Source organism: Ensifer adhaerens, assembly GCF_020035535.1.
GTDB lineage: Bacteria > Pseudomonadota > Alphaproteobacteria > Rhizobiales > Rhizobiaceae > Ensifer.
Genome location: NZ_CP083350.1, coordinates 2,080,726 through 2,103,345, shown reverse-complemented (window position 1 = coordinate 2,103,345; position 22,620 = coordinate 2,080,726). Strand labels below are relative to the sequence as shown.

Annotated in this window: 20 protein-coding genes and 1 pseudogene; 5 read left to right on the top strand and 16 right to left on the bottom strand. The window is 57.7% G+C overall.

The features are described 5' to 3' along the window. Positions 1–45: 45 nt before the first annotated feature. Genes LAC81_RS29870 through LAC81_RS29860 form a run of 3 tightly spaced genes read right to left on the bottom strand, consistent with a single transcriptional unit; the run spans position 46 to position 2,477 of the window. Positions 46–729: an ABC transporter permease gene (locus tag LAC81_RS29870; RefSeq protein ID WP_223728281.1), complete on the bottom strand. Its 684-nt coding sequence runs from the start codon at positions 727–729 to the stop codon at positions 46–48. Positions 730–732: 3 nt separating this feature from the next. Beyond that, positions 733–1,377 carry an ABC transporter permease gene (locus LAC81_RS29865; protein ID WP_223728280.1) on the bottom strand — a complete coding sequence of 215 codons (645 nt, stop codon included), beginning with the start codon at positions 1,375–1,377 and terminating at the stop codon, positions 733–735. Continuing rightward, entirely contained in the window at positions 1,374–2,477 is a 1,104-nt protein-coding gene (locus LAC81_RS29860; RefSeq protein ID WP_223728279.1) for an ABC transporter ATP-binding protein, read from the bottom strand. The genes LAC81_RS29865 and LAC81_RS29860 overlap by 4 nt, the downstream gene beginning before the upstream one ends. A 474-nt stretch (positions 2,478–2,951) precedes the next feature. Between LAC81_RS29860 and hutC the strand changes: the two genes are divergently transcribed. Next, positions 2,952–3,692: a histidine utilization repressor gene (gene hutC, locus LAC81_RS29855; protein WP_223728278.1), complete on the top strand. Its 741-nt coding sequence runs from the start codon at positions 2,952–2,954 to the stop codon at positions 3,690–3,692. Between the two features lie 90 nt (positions 3,693–3,782). On the opposite strand, the gene LAC81_RS29850 is transcribed toward hutC, so the two are convergent. Continuing rightward, complete coding sequence (locus LAC81_RS29850; RefSeq protein WP_223728277.1) at positions 3,783–5,159, bottom strand: formimidoylglutamate deiminase; 1,377 nt, start codon at positions 5,157–5,159, stop codon at positions 3,783–3,785. Between the two features lie 218 nt (positions 5,160–5,377). On the opposite strand from LAC81_RS29850, the gene hutU reads away from it, so the two are divergent. Next, the gene (gene hutU / locus LAC81_RS29845) at positions 5,378–7,051 is read left to right on the top strand and encodes a urocanate hydratase (RefSeq protein WP_223730360.1); all 1,674 of its coding nucleotides are present in this window, start codon (positions 5,378–5,380) and stop codon (positions 7,049–7,051) included. A gap of 4 nt (positions 7,052–7,055) precedes the next feature. Continuing rightward, positions 7,056–7,661: a HutD family protein gene (locus tag LAC81_RS29840; protein WP_223728276.1), complete on the top strand. Its 606-nt coding sequence runs from the start codon at positions 7,056–7,058 to the stop codon at positions 7,659–7,661. A 73-nt stretch (positions 7,662–7,734) separates the two neighbouring features. On the opposite strand, the pseudogene LAC81_RS29835 reads toward LAC81_RS29840, so the two are convergent. The 10 genes and pseudogenes from LAC81_RS29835 to LAC81_RS29790 form a co-directional block, all read right to left on the bottom strand. Continuing rightward, positions 7,735–8,087, bottom strand: a pseudogene (locus tag LAC81_RS29835) (MarR family winged helix-turn-helix transcriptional regulator); the annotation flags it as partial. A 295-nt stretch (positions 8,088–8,382) separates the two neighbouring features. After that, positions 8,383–9,633: a phosphopentomutase gene (locus LAC81_RS29830; RefSeq protein WP_223728275.1), complete on the bottom strand. Its 1,251-nt coding sequence runs from the start codon at positions 9,631–9,633 to the stop codon at positions 8,383–8,385. Positions 9,634–9,635: 2 nt separating this feature from the next. Then, a complete protein-coding gene (gene deoA / locus LAC81_RS29825) occupies positions 9,636–10,955 on the bottom strand; it encodes a thymidine phosphorylase (protein ID WP_223728274.1) in 1,320 nt (439 codons plus the stop codon). A 12-nt stretch (positions 10,956–10,967) separates the two neighbouring features. Next, positions 10,968–11,744: a deoxyribose-phosphate aldolase gene (gene deoC / locus LAC81_RS29820; protein ID WP_223728273.1), complete on the bottom strand. Its 777-nt coding sequence runs from the start codon at positions 11,742–11,744 to the stop codon at positions 10,968–10,970. 31 nt (positions 11,745–11,775) lie between these two features. After that, a complete protein-coding gene (locus tag LAC81_RS29815) occupies positions 11,776–12,243 on the bottom strand; it encodes a cytidine deaminase (protein WP_223728272.1) in 468 nt (155 codons plus the stop codon). Positions 12,244–12,254: 11 nt separating this feature from the next. Then, on the bottom strand, positions 12,255–13,856 hold the full coding sequence (locus LAC81_RS29810; RefSeq protein ID WP_223728271.1) for a dipeptide ABC transporter ATP-binding protein: 1,602 nt from the start codon (positions 13,854–13,856) through the stop codon (positions 12,255–12,257). 1 nt (position 13,857) lies between these two features. After that, positions 13,858–14,673 carry an ABC transporter permease gene (locus tag LAC81_RS29805; protein ID WP_223728270.1) on the bottom strand — a complete coding sequence of 272 codons (816 nt, stop codon included), beginning with the start codon at positions 14,671–14,673 and terminating at the stop codon, positions 13,858–13,860. Next, the gene (locus tag LAC81_RS29800) at positions 14,670–15,614 is read right to left on the bottom strand and encodes an ABC transporter permease (protein WP_223728269.1); all 945 of its coding nucleotides are present in this window, start codon (positions 15,612–15,614) and stop codon (positions 14,670–14,672) included. Before LAC81_RS29800 ends, LAC81_RS29805 begins: the two co-directional genes overlap by 4 nt. 122 nt (positions 15,615–15,736) lie before the next feature. Beyond that, a complete protein-coding gene (locus LAC81_RS29795) occupies positions 15,737–17,293 on the bottom strand; it encodes an ABC transporter substrate-binding protein (protein ID WP_223728268.1) in 1,557 nt (518 codons plus the stop codon). 52 nt (positions 17,294–17,345) lie between these two features. Continuing rightward, entirely contained in the window at positions 17,346–18,176 is an 831-nt protein-coding gene (locus tag LAC81_RS29790) for an alpha/beta hydrolase (protein ID WP_223728267.1), read from the bottom strand. Positions 18,177–18,388: 212 nt separating this feature from the next. Between LAC81_RS29790 and LAC81_RS29785 the strand changes: the two genes are divergently transcribed. Beyond that, entirely contained in the window at positions 18,389–19,015 is a 627-nt protein-coding gene (locus LAC81_RS29785; RefSeq protein ID WP_223728266.1) for a GntR family transcriptional regulator, read from the top strand. Between the two features lie 160 nt (positions 19,016–19,175). Next, the gene (locus LAC81_RS29780; RefSeq protein ID WP_223728265.1) at positions 19,176–20,105 is read left to right on the top strand and encodes an aldo/keto reductase; all 930 of its coding nucleotides are present in this window, start codon (positions 19,176–19,178) and stop codon (positions 20,103–20,105) included. 134 nt (positions 20,106–20,239) lie between these two features. Here the strand turns inward: LAC81_RS29780 and LAC81_RS29775 are convergent, their stop codons facing one another. Continuing rightward, on the bottom strand, positions 20,240–20,935 hold the full coding sequence (locus LAC81_RS29775) for a GntR family transcriptional regulator (RefSeq protein WP_223728264.1): 696 nt from the start codon (positions 20,933–20,935) through the stop codon (positions 20,240–20,242). A gap of 160 nt (positions 20,936–21,095) precedes the next feature. Beyond that, positions 21,096–22,439 (bottom strand): MFS transporter, encoded by a 1,344-nt coding sequence (locus tag LAC81_RS29770; protein WP_223728263.1) that lies wholly within the window; start codon positions 22,437–22,439, stop codon positions 21,096–21,098. Positions 22,440–22,620 lie beyond the last annotated feature (181 nt).

Sequence of the window (22,620 nt, the reverse complement as noted above, 5' to 3'; positions counted from 1 at the left end):
CTCCAGTTAGACGTTTAGTTTTATCAGATATGTCAATGCGTTAGTTCAGCGTCTCTGCGAGATCCCCGGAGAGACGGCAAATCGGGAAACAACTCCGATTATGAGGTCGACACCCAAAGCCAGGGCACCGACAAGGATCGCTCCGGCCGCCATCTGGTAGTAGTCGTTCTGGGCTCTACCATCGATAATCAGGCGTCCGAGGCCTCCCAAAGAGACAAAGGCTGCAATTGTCGCTGTGGAAATAATTTGAAGGGTCGCGCTCCGAAGTCCCGAGAAAACGAGCGGCAGCGCGCAAGGCAACTCCACAGCGAAAAGGATGCTCATCGGCCGTTGTCCCATGCCACGCGCGGCGTCCACGACAGACGGGTCGACGGCGGCTATCCCGGCATACGTGGACGTCATGATTGGGGGTACGGCGAGCAGTACCAGAACAATCAAACTTGGCACGAGGAATGCCAGATCGGAAGCGAAGATCGGACCGAAGAGAATTACTAGCAGTACAATCAACCCAAGGCTCGGAAGCGCCCTGAGAGCGTTTGCGGCTCCTGCAACCAAGACGACACCCCTACGCGTATGGCCGACATAGAGACCGATCGGCAGGGCAATGGCGCACGCCAAGGCCAATGCTATGGCGCTATAGGTTAGGTGCTGGACAAGCAGCACCGGGATTCCGTCCGGACCGCTCCAATGCAGAAAATCCTTGAACCAAGCGACGAGAGAGGCGAACATGAATTAGTGTCCCTTTGGTTGCCACAGCGTTAGACGCGCCGCGAGCCAGACGACCAGTCCATCAAGCAAGGCCGCGAGAACGACACAGAGTGCAATTCCAACGAAAATCGGCGTAAGAAAGCGGAGTTGGAGGCCTTGCGTGAAGAGCATCCCCAATTGCGGAGTTCCCACGAGCGCAGCCACCGAGACAACACTCACATTCGATACGACCGCGACACGCAACCCGGCCGCAATCACCGGGACCGCCAATGGAAGCTCAACAAAAAGAAACCTGGGAATGCTCCGGTATCCCATCGCTGTTGCAGCTTGAAGTACTTCTGGCGAAACCGCCTCCAGGCCGTCGGATACAGTCCGAACCAGTAGCGCGAGGGCATAGATCGTCAAAGCTACGACCACATTGAGCGGGTCTAGAATCTTGGTCCCGAGTACCGCCGGCAGGAGCACGAACAGCGCCAATGACGGTATCGTATAGAGGAGCCCTGACGCGCCCAGCAGTATCGTCCTAAGGGGCCCGGCCCGTTGGGCGAGCCATCCCAAAGGGAGGGCCAACAACAAACCCAATATTACCGGGATCACCGAAAGGCTGAGATGCCAGAGAAACAGCTCGCCAATTCGTCCTGATTCACGTGCAAGCCATTCGAAGTTCATGCCACCCCCCTGTTCGAGGGGTTCTGAATGGCGCCAACAACGTCCTTGAGCGTTACGGACCCCACTAGCTCGCCAGTTTCCCGAACAACTACACCACGGCCTGACGGCGAACTGAGCGCAGCATCGAGAAGGTGACGCAGGGAGCTTCCTTGGGGTGCAAGTGTGCCGGAAAGGTTGATGTCTCCCTCTCGCAACCGGCCACGAAGGCTTTCGGTATCAGCCCAACCGATCGGGCGCGCGGAGGTGTCCGCTACGAGAACCCACCGATCAAGCGCCACTTTCTTTGCGTCTTCAGGGCTCACGCCCAATGAGACGACAGGTTCGTTGACTAGGTTCAACGAGCCATCGAATTCCGCGAAGCTCAAAATCCGATATCCACGATCTCGCCCGATAAAGTCCGCCACGAACGAGTCGGCCGGGCGCGCGAGCAGGTTTTGCGGCGTCGCGATCTGGGCTAGAGTGCCACCAGTGCGCAATACAGCTACCTGGTCCCCCAACTTCAGTGCCTCATCAATATCGTGTGTGACCATAATGATGGTCTTTCCGATATCTCTTTGCAGACGCAGAAATTCGTCCTGCAACTGTGCGCGCACTACGGGATCGACGGCACTGAAAGGCTCGTCCATCAACATATACTTGGGGTCCGATGCGAGCGCGCGCGCAACACCGACGCGCTGCTGCTGACCACCGGAAAGTTGCCAAGGATACCGATCTGCGAAAGCGGCAGTCAGACCGACGCGCTCAAGGAGTTCATGAGCGGTTTTCAAGGCCTTCGCCTTCGGAATACCATTCAACCTCGCCGTCGTGGCGATGTTTTGGACAACCGTTCTGTGAGGAAAAAGGCCTGCATGCTGGATTACGTAGCCAATTCGGCGACGTAGCAAAGCAACATCCATGCGATCGGTCGGCTCACCGTCGAGGAGTATCTTTCCGGATGTCGGCGTGATCAGCCGGTTCACCATCCGCAACGATGTGGTTTTGCCACACCCGGAGGGCCCCACAAAGACAGTAAGCTTACCTTTTGGTGCCTCGAGCGACAGGCCGTTAACGGCCGCCGCCGCACCAGCGTAACGCTTGGTGACGTCGTCAAAGACAATCATAGCAAATCTTTCGTTCCGTCTGGAGGGTCGACTAAGTGGCCTCCCTGGGTCGACCGTCGATCTTGTCTATACAAATACAAACACAATGCAAAACGACCCGCAAGTCCGGCCCGGGCGAATTGTGGGAAGTTTTAAAAAAAAGTGCCGATCAGCGCTTCACTCGGTCCGAAACCATAGAGAAAATCCGCTAGTTCCAATTGATTTTATTGATAATACCTTGAGGATAAACGCTTTCTCGCTCTCAAGAATCATTTCTTCGACGCACCAGCGAAAAACCCAAAGTTGGCTATACAACTCCGCATCCGCAATCTAGAGATAGTCCAGATGGGTACTGCGGCTCAGATCAGCTTTCGAGCCAGTATGATTGTATATGTAAGTTCCTGAGCGGCGCGTAATTCGCTTGCGGAACGAAGCGCCCACCACGTAGGCTTGAGTAACGAAACTTGATTATCAACAGACGAAGGATGGGTGGTTATGCCTTGGATCGACATCGATCCCGCGGTTGAGAGTTCCGCAAATCGAGGAAAACCGCTCTACGAGCGTTTGAAAACAGAAATACGGGAGCGCGTCGACAGCGGCGAATGGCCCGAGCATACTCGTATTCCTTCCGAAAACGAGTTGGTCGAGAACTTCGGCGTGAGTCGAATGACCGCAAACCGTGCGTTGCGAGAGTTGGCCTTCGAAGGCCTAATCGTACGAATTCAGGGTAAGGGCTCTTACGTGGCCCCGAAAAAGAAGAGCGCACCGTTCATGGAGGTGCGTAACATTGCAGAGGAAATTGCCGAGCGGGGCAGTACACACCTCTCCGAAATTGTCGTTGCTCAGCGCGCAATATGCAGTCCGGAATTGGCAGAATCGCTCGGCGTCGAAATTGGGGCACCCGTCTTCCACTCAATCATAATCCACCATGAAGACGATGTGCCGATCCAAATGGAGGACCGCTTCGTAAATCCGCTTGTAGCTCCTGATTATCTAGCGCAGGACTTCAACAAAAGCACGCCGAACGCCTACCTGAGCGCAGTAGCGCCAATCACTCATACCGAGCAATTCGTGGAAGCGGCGCTTCCCCATCCCTGGCAATGCAAGCTCATGGCGATTTCCCGTTCCGAACCGTGCCTGCTGGTTACCCGCCGCACATGGTCGGCAGATCAGATCGTAACGTCTGTGCGCCTCCTGTATCCCGGATCTAGGTACCGGTTCTGCAGCGCGTTTTAGTCGCCCATGCACTTCCAAGAGCGCCACGTGCATTGGTCGGGCGCTCTTGGTTTCGTCGCGCTCGGCCCGACCGGTCCTCGCTCCTGGCTGTCAGGCAAGCAGCTCTTTTAGAGCTTTCGCATACCCACGCTCAGCCTCGTCACGCAACCGATGGCGGCCGCCCATGACCTGCTTAACGCCGCGCACCCACACATCGACAGGTGCGGTGCGGCCCGCGAAAATCCATCCGTCAAGCAATGCGTCATCGCTGGCATGGCCTAATCGTTCAAGGCCCAACGATACGAAGTCGGCCGATGCGCCGACTTTCAGGCCGTCCTGGGGGCGCCCCATGGCGATGTTGCCCCCTTCTACTGCTCCGTCAAACAAGGCTCTGCCTGTCGACCCTTCGACTTCCGCCAAAACATTCCGGGCGCGGTGCTGAAGGCGCAACGAGTATTCGAACTGGCGCAATTCGTCAGCTATTCCAATGAGCACGTTTGAATCCGAGCCGATACCGAATTTTCCGCCAGCGTTGCCGAACACCGTGGCATTGAAGGTTCCGTCACCCAAATTGGCTTCTGTGATGGGGCAAAGACCCGCAATTGCTCCAGCGGCGGCCATTCTTCTGGTTTCATCGTCCGTCATGTGGGTCGCGTGAATGAGGCACCACCGCGATGACAACTCCTGACTATCCAAAAGCAAATCTACCGGGCGTTTTCCCGACCAGGCAACGCAGTCTTCGACTTCCTTCGTCTGTTCCGCGATATGGATATGGACCGGCGCGTCCGGCAGGAGATTGGATACGGTTGCTAGTTCCTCAAGCGTCGCCGCACGAAGACTGTGGGGGGCGACACCTAAAACGGCGCCGTCAAAGTCCACGATCGCTCTCTGGCAACCCGCGATGAGCCGCTCGAAACTGTCCGGATCATGGATAAAACGGCGCTGCCCTTCGTTCGGCTGCACACCACCGAACGTGGAATGCGCGTAGAACACGGGAAGCAACGTTAGTCCGATACCTGAGCGGCGTGCAGCCGACGCGATGCGCACTGCCATTTCCGCTGGATTCGAGTAGTGAGTGCCATCGCGGTCGTGGTGGAGATAGTGAAACTCTCCAACCCGCGTGAAGCCGGCCTCCAGCATCTCGACATAGAGGCGCAAGGCCACAGCCTCAGCTTGATCAGGCGACATGGTGAGCGCGAACTTGTACATGATTTCGCGCCAACTCCAGAAAGAATCGGAGGACGGACCGCGGCGTTCCGCCAGTCCTGCCATGCCGTATTGAAATGCATGGCTATGTAAGTTTGGCATGCCGCTAACGATAAGCGCATGACGTTCGTCCTCAGGGAGAGCAGCCACGCCGACCTCAATCGTCTTGATCCTGCCGTCCGCAATTGTGATCCGAACATCGCGGCTCCAGCCCCCCTCCAGGAGAACTTTGTCCGCATAAACCGAATGAGTCACTGCTTCGAATTGTACTGGGGCGGTCATAGCCGTCCACTCCTCCCTTTCCTGGGCAAGCATCGACTTTTTACCAAAATCGACGCCGCTTGGTTTTTCCGCTTTACCGTCTCACTATTATGTATATACATTATCTTCATCGGGGGAAGCGAGAAAATGCCGGGTGAAGCAGCAAACTGAGTTTTGCCTGCCTGTGCCAACCGCTGAAATCCATCCTGAACCGCATCGAAGAGGAGCGAAGCATGACCATGAACAATCCGCGCCACAACATTCGCGACGTGCGCGCCCCCCAGGGCACGACGCTCAATGCCAAGAGCTGGCTGACAGAAGCGCCGCTGCGCATGCTGATGAACAACCTGGACCCGAACGTCGCGGAGAACCCGCACGAACTCGTCGTCTACGGCGGCATCGGCCGGGCGGCGCGCACCTGGGCCGATTTCGACAAGATCGTCGAGACGCTCAAGGACCTGAACGACGACGAGACACTGATGGTGCAGTCCGGCAAGCCGGTCGGCGTCTTCCGCACCCACAAGGACGCCCCGCGCGTTCTGATCGCCAATTCCAACCTCGTGCCGCACTGGGCGAACTGGGATCACTTCAACGAGCTGGATAAGAAGGGTCTTGCCATGTACGGCCAGATGACCGCCGGCTCGTGGATCTATATCGGCACGCAAGGCATCGTCCAGGGCACCTACGAGACCTTCGTGGAAGCCGGCCGCCAGCATTATGGCGGCAACCTTAAGGGCAAGTGGGTGCTGACCGGCGGCCTTGGCGGCATGGGCGGCGCCCAGCCGCTGGCAGCGGTCATGGCCGGCGCCTCGTGCCTTGCCGTCGAATGCAATCCGGACTCGATCGATTTCCGTCTGCGCACCCGCTATCTCGACGAAAAGGCCGAGACGCTGGACGAGGCGATGGAGATCATCGCCCGCTGGACGAAGAACGGCGAAGCCAAGTCCGTCGGCCTGCTCGGCAACTGTGCCGAGATCCTGCCGGAGATGGTCCGCCGCGGCATCCGCCCCGACATGGTCACCGACCAGACCTCGGCACACGACCCGGTCAACGGCTACCTGCCGAAGGGCTGGACGATGGCCGAATGGAAGGCCAAGCGCGAAAGCGACCCGAAGGCTGTCGAAAAGGCCGCACGCGCTTCGATGCGCGAGCATGTGGAAGCGATGATCGCCTTCCAGGACATGGGCATCCCGACCTTCGACTACGGCAACAACATCCGCCAGGTCGCCAAGGAAGAAGGCCTCGAAAACGCCTTCGCCTTCCCGGGCTTCGTTCCGGCCTATATCCGTCCGCTCTTCTGCCGTGGCATCGGCCCGTTCCGCTGGGCGGCCCTGTCCGGCGATCCGGAAGACATCTACAAGACCGACGCCAAGGTCAAGGAACTGCTGCCCGACAACAAGCATCTGCACAACTGGCTGGACATGGCGCGCGAGCGCATCTCCTTCCAGGGCCTGCCGGCGCGCATCTGCTGGGTCGGCCTCGGCGATCGCCACCGCCTCGGCCTCGCCTTCAACGAAATGGTCAAGAACGGCGAACTGAAGGCGCCGGTAGTCATCGGCCGCGACCATCTCGACTCCGGCTCGGTCGCCTCGCCGAACCGCGAGACGGAAGCGATGAAGGACGGCTCTGACGCCGTTTCGGACTGGCCGTTGCTCAACGCTCTGCTCAACACCGCTTCGGGCGCCACCTGGGTGTCGCTGCATCATGGCGGCGGCGTCGGCATGGGCTTCTCGCAGCACTCGGGCGTCGTCATCTGCGCTGATGGCACGGATGATGCGGCCAAGCGCCTGGAGCGCGTGCTCTGGAACGACCCGGCAACCGGCGTCATGCGCCATGCCGACGCGGGTTACGAGATCGCGCTCGATTGCGCAAAGGAAAAAGGCCTGCGCCTGCCGGGCATTCTGGAGGACTGAAGAATTGGAAATTCTTCGTTCTACCGACTATAAAAGCATGCCGTGGAAGAACGGCAAGGGAAAGACGGTGGAGATCGCCGTCTTCCCGACCGGTGCATCAATCGATAATTTTGATTGGCGCATCAGCACCGCAATTGTCGCGGAAAGCGGGCCTTTCTCGACGTTTAAGGACATCGACCGGACCCTGTATGTTCTGACCGGAGATGGCATTGTACTTTCCGTCGAAGGAAAAGAAGACGTAGAGCTCTCATCCAAGTCAACGCCACATGCCTTTCCAGGCGACGTAGCGACTAGTGCGAGATTGCTAGGCGGTGAAGTCACCGACTTTAACGTCATGACGAACCGAAAGAGGAGCTTTCACCGCGTTACACCGGTATCCGTTGAGGGTGAGTTCACAATCCGGGCAGAAGCGCCACTGACGTTCATCTTCGCAGCCTCCGGGCACGTGGTTGAAACGACGTCAGCAAAATTGAACTACCTTGACGGTCTAGTTCTTAGGCCGGGTCAGCTGGTGGCCCTTCGATCAAAACAGCGTGCCCCGGTGCTGCAGATTGAAATCTTCGATCGTTGCACAGACGGAGTTGCCCTCACCACGCCAACAAGAGCGTGACCGAAATGGTCGCGAAGGTGGAATAAGGTAAAATGCTCACGAGGCACCGGCGAAGCGAAGCGCAACGGGTTCACTATCGGGCTACGGCGTGTTCGGCCTCTTCTTCGGTGTCGTCGTCAGCAATTTTTCGTAATAGGTAAGCTAAGGCGACCCGTTCTGCCGAATTCAGTTTTTCGACCGTCTTCTCAGTGATCAGACGTGCTCGTAGGTACATAGTTTCCAAGAGAGCCTCGCCGGGTGGTAGCAACGCCATGATGACTATCCGCCGATCACTTTCGTCGCAGGAAATGCCAATCAGACCCGCGCTTTAAGGCGGTCGATGATGCCCCGAATGGTCGCTTGATCAACGGCAGTCGCTTTTACCAGTTCGGACTGCGAGATTGGCCCAAGATCATGCAGAGCACACAGGGTGACGAACTGTACCGAAGGTTGGCCTGCGAACGATAACGACGCATTGATGCCCTAGAACTTCAAGCAGTAACGGCCTCACGTCATCGCTTACGCTGCACGGCATCTAGGCGGCGAGGAATCCTTCGAAATCATCCCAAGGGATCATGTGACACGCGCTCTCGACGCGGACTTTGCACCCAGACACTTTGCGAGAAAGCGACAGCCAACCTACCCTCACCGTCCCCACTCGCGGCCGATCGCTGCAACATCGTCTTTCTTGAACCGAAATTCCTCACGTCGCCAAGTCGCGACCTTGCGCTCCCTGGACAGGCTATACGAAAAAGCATTCAGATGCCGTCGAACCGACGATCGGCGAAACGATCGGTCTGCCGAACAAAGGACGATGCACACTCAGGAAGGACGCCAAAGTCGCCGCCACATCTGCAAAGGTTTCCCTCACGCCGAGATCCATTGCTGGTTCGATCGAATGTCCTGAAAACAAGATTGGGACGTACTCCCGTGTGTGATCGGATCCTGCCCAGGTTGGATCGCAGCCATGGTCGGCTGTCAGTACGAGCATGTCGTCGGCGCGCATTCTGCTCTGGAGTTGCGGCAAAAAGCGGTCAAATGCCTCAAGCGCGTCGGCATAGCCTTCGGGGTCGCGCCGATGGCCGTACATTGTGTCGAAATCAAGGAGATTCGTGAACACAAGACCACCGTCACCACACTGTTCGAGGGCGTTGAGGGTTTGCGAGCAACAAGATCCATTGTCGGCGCCTGGGTGATGGTGGGTGATTCCCCAACCTGCAAATATATCGCTGATCTTCCCAACTGCGTGCACTTCCCGGCCAGCGTCCCTGAGAATGTCCAGCAACGTGTCATGCGGTGGCGGCGTGGTGAAATCCTTGCGTCCCGCGCAACGCCCAAAGTTGCCCGATACGCCATGGAATGGGCGCGCGATCACCCGTGCGATGCCCATTTCGTCAAATATCGCTTTTGCCGCACGGCATATTTCATACAGCCGTTCTAGGCCAAAGTGCTCCACATGCGCCGCTATCTGGAAGACGCTGTCACTGCTTGTATAGCAAATCGGAAAGCCGCTGAGTACGTGGGCATCGCCGAAATCACGGATCACGTCGGTGCCACTACCGTGTTGATTGAACAAGCTGCTCTCTATCCCACAGATGGAATACCAACGCTGCATCAGGTCTGGTGGAAAAACGGACGCCGTCAGATCCGGATTGCGAGCAAAGTAGCCCCATTCGAAGGGCACCGGACAGCCCATCAGTTCCCAGTGACCACTCGGTGTGTCCTTGCCGAGGCTGGTTTCGCGTGCAACGCCATACGCACCGCATACGGGTGGGTCGGTGACAAGGCCTTGAGGCCATCGACCAGTAGCGCGCCGGGACGCGTGGGCCAGCCCAAGAGCAAGCAGGTTGGGTAGTCGCAGCGGACGACGGTGCTCAGCGCACCACGTGGCGATGTGTCCAAACGTGTCAGCGCCGGCATCTCCGAAGCGTTCTGCGTCTGGAGCCGAGCCGATCCCCAAGGAATCGAGAACAATTACAATGGCGCGGGTCATATTTAGCTCTCGAAACGCTGGATCATCACGGGTCGGGGGTCGATCGCGGTCTGGCTGAGGACAAACAGGCGCCCCAAGTCGCGTTGCGCCCTCTCTGCTTGTTCGACAGTTGCACAATGAGCCCTAGCGATGAGGTCACCCCGAGAGAGTTGGCACCCGATGGAGGCGACCTGGGAAAGCCCGACACGCTGGTCGATCTTGTCATCCGCGTTCTTGCGGCCGCCGCCAAGTTCAACGACAAACAGCCCAATATCGCGGGTCATCACCTCGGCAAGCCAACCATCAGAATCCGCCACAACGTCGACAATGAACGGAGCCTCCGGCATGTAGGCTCCGGGGTTGTCAGTGAAATCCTCAGGGCCTCCTAGCGCGGCGACCATCCGCGCAAATTTTTCCAATGCGGCTCCATCTGCGATCACGTCGTCCACACGTCGCAGCGCGTCGGGGATACTCGGCGCCAAGTTGCCGAGCAATAGCATCTCCGCAGCCAATCCCCGAACAAGCTCCAGAAGCCGCGGTTCGGATCGTTCATTTCGCAGAAGACTGATCGCCTCACGAACCTCGAGCGCGTTGCCACATGTTGAGCCGAGCACCTGCCCCATATCTGAGATCCAGGCGCGGGTAGGCAAGCCTGCCTTGCCCGCTATTGAAACGAGCGATTCTGCCAGCTCAGTCGCATCTTCCAACTTCGTGGAGAATGCTCCATTTCCAACTTTGACGTCCATAACCAGGCCCTGCAGGCCCGCAGACAGCTTCTTAGATAGGATGCTGGCGGTGATAAGCGGCAGCGAGTCGACCGTGCCGGTCAAATCACGGATCGCATAGAGACGCCTGTCGGCCGGAACGAGCTGTGCGGTTTGACCGACGATGGCGCAACCGGCCTCATGCATCACTTTTCGGATTTCATCGGCCGACACCGTGGTTCGGTAGCCCGGGATCGCCTCAAGCTTGTCCAGTGTTCCACCCGTGTGTCCAAGCCCGCGGCCGGAGATCATCGGCACGTAGCCACCGCAAGCGGACACGATGGCCGCCAATGGCAGACTGACCTTGTCACCGACTCCGCCCGAGGAGTGCTTGTCGAGGATCGGCCCGGCCAGCCCGACCCCAGACCAATCGAGCGCGCTGCCCGAGTCCTTCATAGCCAGTGTCAGGAAGGTTGTTTCCTCCTCCCTTAGGCCCCTAATGAACATCGCCATCGCCATGGAGCCAACTTGAGCGTCGCTCCACGAATTGTCGACGAGTCCGCGAACGAATTCCTCGATATGGTCTCGCGTGAGCGTGTGTGACTCTCGTTTGAGGCGGATGATCTCTTGTGCCAGCATATGTAGTCGTTCTCAGTATCCGGTTGAATCTATGATCACGGCGCCATGGCCCACTGCCGCTTCGAGGTTATCCAAGAGGCTGCTTGCGCCGATCCGGAACCGTTTTGGCGTGAGCGAGTCCTTGCCAAGTATCTCTGCCTGAAGGGCGAGATAGACGGCGGCATCATCGAGTGTGCGGACTCCACCCGAGGCCTTGAACCCGACTTGTCCGCCGGCATCGCCGCGCGCCGCAATGCGGTGTAGCATCACACATGAGGCCGCTGGCGTTGCGCTAACCGGCGTTTTGCCTGTGCTGGTCTTCAGAAAGTTTGCGCCTGCATCAATGCTCAGGTCACTAGCGCGGGCGATGAGTTCGGGATGTTCGAGTTCTCCCGTCTCGAGAATGATCTTCAGCACTCGCTCTGGGCATGCGTCTCGCACCGATCCTAGAAAATGGCGCACATCTTCCAACCTCCCCTCGCGCATCGCATGGTATGGTAGGACGACGTCGATCTCATGCGCCCCGGCCTCGATAACTGCCCGAGTTTCTGCAACCGCAAGGGCAGCATCGGCGTTGCCGCACGGAAAGTTGACAACAGTGGCAACGCCGATCGCTTGGGGGAGCAAACTGCGCGCAAGCGATACAAATCGCGGAGACACGCAAACAGCCGCCACCGAAGCAATCGGGCCGCTCGCGCGAGCGCAAAGTGTGCGGATATCTTGCTCACTATCGTCTTCGTTAAGACATGTCAGGTCCATCAACGAAATAGCCAGACGGGCTTTCGTTTCGGACGAGGTATACTCATGCATTACATAAACTCTCAGTAACGTTTCAGATCGGCTATCCGGCCGGGCCGTTCGGTTCGCGCGTCATGGCCAAATTGTCGGGTCCAAAGCTTGATGGCAGCAGTTCGCCCATCGTGAACCAGTGGCGGATATGCTGTCGATCCGCGACAAGGACCGGTAGATCTGCTGCAGCGAACTCGCGTAGCTTCTGGCGACAACCACCGCACGGCGTCACGAGGGCTTCTCCGTCGCCGACAACCAGTACCGCGCGCACTTGTCGGCCACCGGCGAGTACCATCGCACTAAGCGCACCACTCTCTGCACAGGTTCCCAACGGATAAGATGCATTTTCGACGTTGCAGCCAGTGTGAATCTTACCGTGCTCGTCTAGCACGGCAGCACCTACAGGGAATTTTGAATACGGGACATACGCCTGCCCCTGCGCAACCCGAGCGAACTTGAGCAACTCTTGCTGGAGTTCTTCGGCGAGGAGTTCGGGCGGGCAATCGCTGGTGTCGGACATGGTTTTCCAATCTAATTCGAGCTAGTCGGCAGACGCATGCTGGCGTTAAGCAGGTCTTTCGTGAACGCATGTTGGGGATCGTCGAAAATCTGATCGCGCGGGCTGTTCTCGACGATCTCGCCGTTACGCATGACCACGACCCGGTCCGCGACTTGTTCCACCACGGCCAAGTCATGGCTGATGAACAAACAGGAGAAACCGTGCTGTGCCTGAAGATTTTCGAACAGTTCAAGGATCTGCGCCCGCACGGTAACGTCCAGGGCCGAAACCGGCTCGTCCGCAATGATGAACGCCGGACGTCGCGCAACGGCGCGGGCGATGGCGACACGTTGGCGCTGTCCTCCCGAGAGCTCGTGCTGATATCGGCTTGCGTAAGCCGGACCTAGAGCGACCTCGTCCAGAACCTCACGGACACGTTCCCGCTTGGCGGCCGCCGTCATGGTTCTGACCGGGTGCAAAGCTTCGCCAATCAGCGCTTCGACCGTCATGCGCGGATCAAGCGAGGAAGCCGGATCCTGGAACACCATCTGGCACTGAGTGCGGTAGCGTTCGAAATGGGCGCTGCCCCTCTCGATCTCCCGTCCCTCGAATAACACCTTGCCAGCTTTCGGCTGAATCAGGCCAGCGATAGTCCGGCCCAGCGTTGTCTTGCCGGAGCCCGAACCTCCTACGATGGCAACCACTTCGCCCGGCGAGACCCGCAGATCAATCGACTTCAGTGCCAGATGCGACGGTCTCTTGCCGAGCATTCCTTTCGACCCTGGATACTCGACTGTGAGTTGGTTCACCTCGATGATCGGCGTCGCCTGGGACACTGCTCGGGTCTGGCCACGCTTGGGAACCGCTGCGAGCAACTTCTGCGTATAGGCCCTCCTCGGCGCAGACACGAGCTCGCGCGTCCGGTTCTGCTCGACAATCTTGCCGTGTTGCATGACGATAATCTGGTCGGTATAGCGCGCAACAACCGGAAGATCATGGCTGATCATGATGACGGACGTGCCGAAGTCGCTTGTCAGCTCCTTCATTAGGTCGAGCACGTCGCGCTGCACGATTGCGTCAAGCGCGGTAGTCGGCTCGTCGGCAATGAGTAGCGCCGGGCGCAGAAGCATTGCCGAAGCCAACATAATTCGCTGGCGCATGCCGCCGGAGAAATGATGCGGATAGGTATTCAATGCCGCCTGCGGGTCCTTGATGCTCACTCGTTCTAGCATCTCCAGCATGCGTAGACGCCGATCGGCCGCATCCAGTTTGGTGTGCAGACGCAGCCCTTCTTCGAGCTGGCGCCCGATGGTCATCGATGGGTTCAGCGAGGTCATTGGCTCCTGGAACACCATCCCAATGCGAGCGCCGCGGAGCTTGCGCAACGCAGCCGGTCGCAAAGTCACCGTGTCCGTTCTCTCGAACAGGATCTCGCCGCCATTCACGCGCACCGTGGGAGGCTCAAGTCCCATCAGCGCGCGCGCCACCATAGTTTTTCCGCTGCCGGATTCGCCGACGATTCCTACGGTTTCGCCTTGGCGCAGCGTAAAGCTGACATCTTTAACTAGCTGGTTTCCATTCGAAAGCGCGAGCGAGAGGTTGCGCACGTCGAGAAGGATTTGATTGTCGATCATTTCAAACGCCTCGCATACGGGGATCGAGCCAGCTACGAAGGGCATCGCCCAGGAGATTGATTCCAAGTAGTGTCAGCGAAATGCACAATCCGGGGAACAAGACCAGCCACGCGGCATTCGACATAAAGGGGCGACTGGCTGCGAGCATATTGCCCCAAGTCGGTTGCGGCGGTGGGACACCGAGACCGAGAAAGCTCAACGCGCTCTCGGCCAGGAGAGCCCAACCGAACATCGACGTCGCCAGCACTATGAGAGGCGCCATGCAGTTGGGTAAGATGTGCCGGGCAACGATGTAGATATTGCTGTTGCCAATTATCCGAGCTGCCGCGACGTAATCCATCTCGCGCAGCGAAAGAACGGTACCTCTTACGATGCGGGCAATCGACGGAGTATAGGCGAACCCCAGGGCGATCACGATGCCATACTCGTTCGCTCCGGTGATGTTGAGGAACCCTAGCGCAAGCAAAATACCCGGGAACGCCAGCAGCGCGTCGTTGAACGCCATCAAAATGCGGTCTGTCCAGCCCCGTGCATACCCGGCAATCACGCCGATTGCGGTTCCCAGGCAAACAGCGACAATTAAGGTAATCAGACTGATGCGCATGCTTGTGGAGGCGGCGGTCATCAGCCGGCTCATCACGTCTCGGCCAAATTCGTCCGTACCGAGCAAGTGTTGCGCCGACGGCGCAGCCAGGCGCTTAGCATAGTCAATCGCCAGCGGGTCGAAGGGCGTCCAGAACAAGCTGACCAAGCCAGCGCAAAGCATGAAAATGATGATGGCACCGCCAAGGGCGGCGTTTGGTTTCAGGCGTATCATTCCTCAGTCACCCGCGGATCGAACAATGGGTAGAGCAGATCAACGACGAGGTTGACCATGACGTAGACAAACACGATGAACAGCAGGCAGCCTTGGATAACCGGGTAGTCGCGGCCGAAGATCGAGTCGACGAGGAGACGACCCAGCCCAGGTATGGTGAACACTGTCTCGACCACTGCGATGCCGCCAAGCAAATTGCCGAGCACCAATCCGATCAATGTCCAGGTCGGTCCGAAGGCGTTGCGAAAGGCGTGACGGCAGAGCACAGCAGTTTCAGAAAGGCCCTTGGCACGCGCATGGGTGATGTAGTCCAACCGCAGCACCTCCAGGGTGCTGGCTCGCGCCATGCGGACTAGTATGCCCACCTCATGCAACACCAACGTAGCAATAGGCAGGATAAGGTAAAGCGCCGCCATTCCCGCGTCCTCGGAGAATGATACGTAACCAACGACCGGCAACCAACCAAACTTGTAGCCGAACACGTAAAGCAGCATCAGTCCGAGCCAGAAACTGGGGATGGACAGGAGCACAGTTGCTGCGCCGACGAGGCCTATATCCAGTTTGCTGTCCTGCTTCCATGCTGCCAGCATGCCCGCTGGGACGGCGATTAAACTAGCCACGGCGACGGCAACGAAAACAATCCCGGCGCTGACGATAAATCGATCGAAGACCAGGCGAAGCACTGGCTCGTCGGTTCGGATTGACATCCCGAAATCGCCTTGCAGTAACTGGACCACCCACAACACGAACTGTGTCGGCAAAGCGCGATCAAGGCCCATGCGTTGGCGCAAGTCCGCGAGACTAGACGCATCGACCTGGTCGCCCAGCATCAACGACGCGGGATCACCGGGTATCAGGCGGATCAAAAAGAATACCGCGGCCGCGCTGATGAGCATTGTTGGTAGCGCCAGCAACAGCCTTCGGACGATGAATCGAAGCATATTGAACTTCCAGATTGGCTGTGGATGCGCGCGGCCCATCGGTGAACCGCTGTCGACGGCAACGGTTCACTCTACAGGTGGTCAGACAGAACTGCCGTCGCATCACCATGTTTTCATAGGAATTATTGAGCCAGCTCGACGTTCCAGAGGCGCATTTTGCCCTCCCACGGCGTGAAACCCTGAACGTCCTTCGCATGCGCCCAGACGGTCAACCCGTTGTAGAGTATGATGAGCGGCACATCGCTGAGCATCGTTGTGTGCAGATCATCGAATAGAGCCCGCCGGGCCGCTGCGTCGGAGACGGCACGGGATTGTTCCAACAGCTCCAGAGCTTTGGGATTGTCCCAGACCTTGCGGGGCTGTTTGCCCTTGTCACCGGTAAATTGCTCATAGCTCAGCGCCGGATCGAGGCGGGCGGAGTAAGAAAATGACATCATCTGGTAGTTGCCACTGTTGTAGCGGTCGAGCTGCGTTGCCCACTCCAGCACTTCTATCTCAACATTTACGCCGATCGCCTGCAGCATGGCCTGGGTCACCAGTGCTACCTGAAAACTAGGCATCGGCGAACGCTTATTGGCGATAATCTTGATGGGCTGTCCCTGATAACTACTTTCGGAAAGCAGTTTTCGCGCGTTATCCAGATTGGCATCAAGACCGCTTTTCTGAACTCCGTCGAAATACACCGAGCCAGGAAACACCGCAGAGTTGTTCGGGGTGGAAAGTCCGTCGCTCGCGACATCTACCAACTGATTGTAGTCAAGGGCAGCGGCGACGGCTTGACGAAATTTGACGTCACCCACGACAGGGTCCTCGGTGCGGAACAATATGGCGTGCTTGGAGGAATCCGGTGATGTCAACGTCACGATATTTGGATCGCTCTTCAGCTCGGACACGTCCGTCGACGTTATTTGAGCCACGTCGATCGAATGCGACGCTACGGCCAACTTGATGGTAGCAGGGTCTGGAATGACCTCGAGTTCGACCAAGTCGACATGGGGATCCTTCTTTCCCACATAGCCATCAGCGGCCGCCCCTTCCGGGGACTTGTACTCTTTGAAGCGCGTAAGCGTAACGCTCCTCCCTCTCTTCCAATCGGTGAATTCGTATGGACCTGTACCGATCGGCTTGTCCCAGCTTCCGTCGGCCTTGAGCGAGTCCTTGTGGACGATACCGGTCATGCCGCAATCGGTGCGCGCGAGAGTGTTCAGAAACAATGCACTCGGATGATTGATCTTCATTACGAAAGTCTTCGGATTGGGCGCTGCAACTGAAACAACCTGCAGACCATTGCGCCCGTCGAATTCGGCAAGGCAACGCCATTCCGTCTTCGGGTCCATGTAGCGCTTCCAGCTCCAGAGGACATCGTCAGCGGTCAAAGTGCTGCCATTGTGAAACGTCAAGCCATCGCGCAACGCGAAGGTGTAAGTCAGGCCGTCATCCGACTGGGTGACTTCCCTGGCCAAAAGTGGCCTGACGTCGCCGCCGTCATCGTAGCCGACAAGTCCCTCGACGACGTTGAGCATTACGCTGTCGGTGTTGTCGTCGCGGTTCACTCCGGGGTTACTGCTACGGATATCCGCCGTCAGCGCCACTTTTAGCTTGGTCTCAGGCTGCGCAAAAGCGATGGATGCGACGGCGGTAAGCGCGAGCGCCAACGCAGCGGGCGTTTGGTATTTCATCGAAGTTCCCTCTTTCTAAATTGTATTGGGTATCAGCAGTCCGCTGGAGGCATCAACGCCGCAATCTGCCAAGCCTCCGGACGAAGAATTCTCGTGCAATATCAAGTGACGGGAATGGCGTGTGCCCGACACCCGTCAGCAAGTGAAATTCGGTCTCCACCCCGGCATCGTCCAACGACTGACGCAATGCGGCCAAGCGCTCGGGACGCGTGCGCCCTGCAGAGTTTGCCTCGGGCATCCAGTGTCGCCCTCCTTCCTTATGTGTGATCTCGCGTGTGTCGAGGTCTGCATCGCCGACAATGAGCTGCACTGCGACATCGCGGAGCGCTTCCGCGTCAAGCGTACGACCAAAGCGCTGCTCTAGATCGCGGGTTCCAACCCACCAATCGCGCGCGTCATCGACGAGTGTCACCGATCCCGGAGCAACTATCGACGCAGCCCAGAGATGATCCGGCCGAAGCAACAGAAAACGGTTGGCAAACTGTGCTCCGCCCGAGAAGCCGAACAGGGCGAAACGCTTGTTCGCCAGCCCGTAGCGGGCGCAAACTTCCCCCACGATGTCGAGCAGCACCGCGTCATAGCGCAGCCCCTGCTCCTCGATGTATTTGTAGCCGTCCGCATTGCCGTCGCCATTCACTCCAACGGGAAAGAGCGGACTCAGCACAATGACGTTGTTCCGCTCCGCAAAGTCGGCGAACATCTCCCGGAAATCCATGAACGTGCGTGGAGTTCCATGCACAGCAACGAGCAACTCCGCCGCCGTCGATCGGCTGCTGAAGTTACTCGGGACAAACAAACAGTAGGAGAAGCGGGCGTCCGATCGCGCGCTGTAAACCGTGGTGTTTCCCAAATCATAAGGACCGAAAGGAACTGGAGATATCATCATACTCTGCGCTCAGATGTGATCTAATTTTGGATTTAAAATGTGATCCAATTTGTGATTGGATATTTGTTGCTTTTTTTGACGCGGCGGGTCAAGTTCTTTTTCGTGACTGAAAACGACCTTTTTTTTTGAGGCTTTCGCGCCAGATTCCGCCAGAAGCGGGTGCCATCCAGGATGCGGAAAACGGGGACACACGAGAAGACGCGAGAATTATGAATACCAACAATTCTGCTGAACGAACGGACGCGATCATCACGGCCGTTCTCAATGACATCAACGCCGGAATTCTGACCAACGGCAGTTGGCTTAAACAAAACGATCTGGAGAACTGGTATGGCTGCTCACGCGCGGATGCTCGCCGCGCGTTGGAGAAGCTGGCAATCAAGGGCGTGATTCAGCACATTCCCAACCGCGGCTTCTATGTCACCAAGATCGATGAAGCCCGGCACAAAGAACTAATCGAGGTCCGCATCATCCTGGAAACCGCCACCATGGTGGATGCCGTAAACAACGCCACCTCGGAAGACGTCAAGGAACTGCGTCGGCTCGCGGAGGTTTTCGCCGCGCTCGTGCGCGAAGGCGACGCGTTAGAAAAATTCAACGCAAACAGGGCGTTCCACAGCTATCTGACGCAGCTCTGCTCCAACAAAGAACTCGTGAACCTTACGCTTGAATACCGCGGCAATCTGCCGACCACACCAATTGTTCAATGGCGCTCGCTGGCGCGTATCGAACGCTCAGCAGAAGAGCATTTCAAGATGGTCCAAGCGCTGGAAGACAAAGATCTTGCAAGGCTGATCGAGCTGACGCAACTGCATATCCGCCAACCCGCTCAATAGAGACGAAGGCGCCAGGATCGCATCGGGGCGCTACCTTCATCGCATTTCTTCGACAACCGAGAGATGTTAAATAAATCAATGCAACGATTCGCTGTCGCGGCAATTTCTGCCACGCCCGAAAACCCCTCGAAACCATTACCCATTGTGCGAGCGTAAAACGATGAAAAAATTCGGCCTTGGTACCACCGATCTCCCCGTGTCATCCGCCATTCTCGGCATGATGCGGATCGCCGACCTCAGCAATGACGCCATTCGCCGGCTCTTCGGCAAGGCCAGGGATGTCGGCATCAACGTCTTCGACCACGCCGATATCTATGGCGGCGAGTTGCATGCCTGCGAGCGACGCTTCGGCGAAGCGCTGCAGCTATCGCAAGCCGAACGCGAAACGATCGTAATTCAGAGTAAATGCGGGATTCGTCGCGGCTACTTCGATTTCTCCAGGGAGCACATCCTGAGGGCCGTCGATCAGTCACTTGCGGCGCTGAAGACTGACTATCTCGACCTGTTGTTGCTCCATCGCCCGGACGCGCTGGTGGAACCCGAAGAAGTGGCCGATGCCTTCGACGAGCTTCAGGCATCCGGCAAGGTCCGGCATTTCGGCGTGTCGAACCATACGCCGCGGCAGATCGATCTCCTGAAAACGGCGGTGCGTCAGCCGCTCGTCGCCAACCAGATCCAACTCAGCATCGCCCATGCGCCTTCCATCGCCTTCGGAATTGCTGCCAACATGGCGGGCCTCGAGCAATCGATCGACCGCGACGGCGAGGTGGTCGCCTATTCGCGGATCAACCATATGACCCTCCAAGCTTGGTCGCCGTTCCAGCAGGGTTTCTTCGGCGGCGTCTTCGTCGGTGACGAGGCGAATTTCCCCGAGCTCAACAGCGTGCTGGACGAACTCGCAGGGAAGTACGGGGTGTCAGCTTCTGCGATCGCCTACGCCTGGATCGCCCGCCATCCCGCAAACATTCAGGTGGTTCTTGGGACGACCAGTCCGGAGCGCCTGGCCGACATCGCGCCTGGAGCCGATGTCATATTGTCGCGTGAAGACTGGTATCGCCTATTTACTGCGGCCGGGCACGTGCTTCCCTAGGCGATCTTAGTGGCTGCGAACGAGACCGCGCGGTTCTGCTCACGCTGATGCGAGAGACGCAGAACCGTCGCTCACACGTACCCGGTTGATGCTGCCTCCTTGCAACGACCTCGGCTTGGCGCCGATAGCGAGCCTCAACCAAAGATATCGCTCTCATCGAAATCCTTGTGCTGACGGATCATCCGACCGACCACCCGGTCGCGAGACTGTTTAACGTGACGGATGACGGCACTGCGAGCTCTCCGGCCGTCTCGCAACGCCAATGCCTCGATGATCTCGTCATGGTCGTGCTCAAGCTCTTCACCGTCTCCGTGCCCAATATCGGCAAAAAGCAGCCGCTGGATTTCGTCGAAAATCTGGCTGGTGGCCCGCCGCAGGCGACCGTTGTCTGCAATCTCGGCGATTTTTTCGTGAAAGTCCTGATTGGCCTGCATGAAGTTCCGATAGCTGGCCTTGTCCCCGACAACCAGATTGGTGTTTGAAAGACGCTGCAACTCGACGATTTGTTCGTCCGTAATGCGTGGCGCAGCCAGTTCCGCTGCCGCCCCTTCGATGATCAGTCGCATTTGTACGAGTTCATGAAAATCTTTGAGGCTGAGCTCGGTAACAGCATAGCCACGTCTGGCGATAACCCTGACGAGGCCATCCTGTCGAAGGCGGGTCAGTGCTTCGCGTAGCGGCGACGAACTGACCTTGTAGCGCGCGATCAGGTCTGCCTCGTTGAACACGACCCCCTGGCGTATTTCACCAAGCGTTATGGCGGTCCGCAAATCATTGTAAACGCGATCCCCGAGCGATTGTCTGGGAATGGACGCAGAATCATCTTTCATAAGAGCTCCGTACTGAGGATCGCTATGCAGGTGACAACCGATTGGCGATGCGCACCCATTCCCGTTTGCCACACGACGGCCGACCATGACAACAACGTCAAGCCTGCCGGGCGACGCCTTGTGGACCAGGCGGCGCCCCTGTTTCAGTTAATCGAACTCCCTATGCCTTCAGGGGCTTGGTCCGCGCTTCCATATTCATGAAGCGTTGGACGACAAGAACCAGGACAAGCGCGGCCGACAAGCCGAGAACGCCCACCGTCAGGAGACCTGAGGCAACGCTTCCGGTCTGGGTTTTTAAGAGCCCGAGGCCGTACGGAGCAAGGAATCCTCCCAGGTTGCCGAAGGAGTTGATGATAGCGATGCCTGCTGCGGCAGCCGTGCCTGCAAAGAGTTTGTTCGGCATCTGCCAGAATACCGGGATCGCGCCATAAGCACCGGCCAGAGCAAGCGCGAAGGCTGCGATCGTCAACGGGGCATTGTTGTAGATCGGCATGGAAAGGGCGACAAAAGCGAGGCCTCCGACTACAATCGAACCCACGCACTGGGCGAGCGGCCGCTGAGTCCGGTCGGCCATCAGACCGTTGAAGATCATTGCCGCCGAGCCGCAAAGCGATACACCGGAAATGATCCAGCCGATGGTCGCGATATTGTCGAATCCTGTTTCACGAACGATCGTCGGGCCCCAGAAGGCGGCCGTCGCATTCATGACGATGACAAGGAAGTAGACCGCGGTGAATATCCACAGGCGCCGGTCGCGAAGGACTAGCGACAACGAATGCTGGCGTTCGCCCAACTCCTTGCTGTCGCGGTCGAGATCGGCGCGCAGTTCAGTTCTTTGTTGGGACGTGAGCCAGTGAGCGTCTTCCACCTTGTCGGTGAGATATTTCAGGACGAAAAGGCCGATAAGTACCGTCGGCAAACCTTCAAGTAGGAAAAGCCACTGCCAGCCGGACGTCCCCCAATATCCATGCAGATGGGTCATGATCGATCCTGCAATCGGCCCGCCGATCACTCCGGAAAACGCTACCGAGGACATGAAGATTCCAAAGACCTTGGCGCGACGTTCAGTCGGAAACCAGAGCGTGAGATACATGATCACGCCCGGAAAGAAGCCCGCTTCGAAGGCGCCAAGCAGAAATCGCAGCGTATAGAACAGCGCCGGGGTCGTGGCATGCGCCATCAGCATGCAGATCACCCCCCAGCCTATTGCGATGCGGGCAATGGTTTTGCGGGCCCCGATCTTCTGCAGGAGCAGATTGCTCGGAACTTCGAAGACCAGGTAACCGATATAAAAGATGCCTGCGCCGAGGCCGTAGACTGCGTCGCTGAACTGTAGCTCTTCCATCATCTGCAGCTTGGCAAAGCTGACATTGACGCGATCGATCCATGCCAGGACCCAGAGGACCATCAGTATGGGTATCAGTCGCCAGAAGACTTTCTTGTAGGTCGCATCCAGGTCGCCAGGCGCGGAAGCCGTTCCGCCCGCGTGAAGATTGACGCTCATTTTTCGGGGATCCCCTCTTGTTCTTTGAACGTTGAAAATTGCGCGGACACGTTTTCATCGTCCGCGGTCCCGCTTGATACATCATAAAAACATTATGAGTCAACGATCTTGGGCGTTTCGACCTTTGCTATGAAAAGAGCGGCTCACAATTGTAAGTTTTTTCCTTGATTACGTGTGGCAT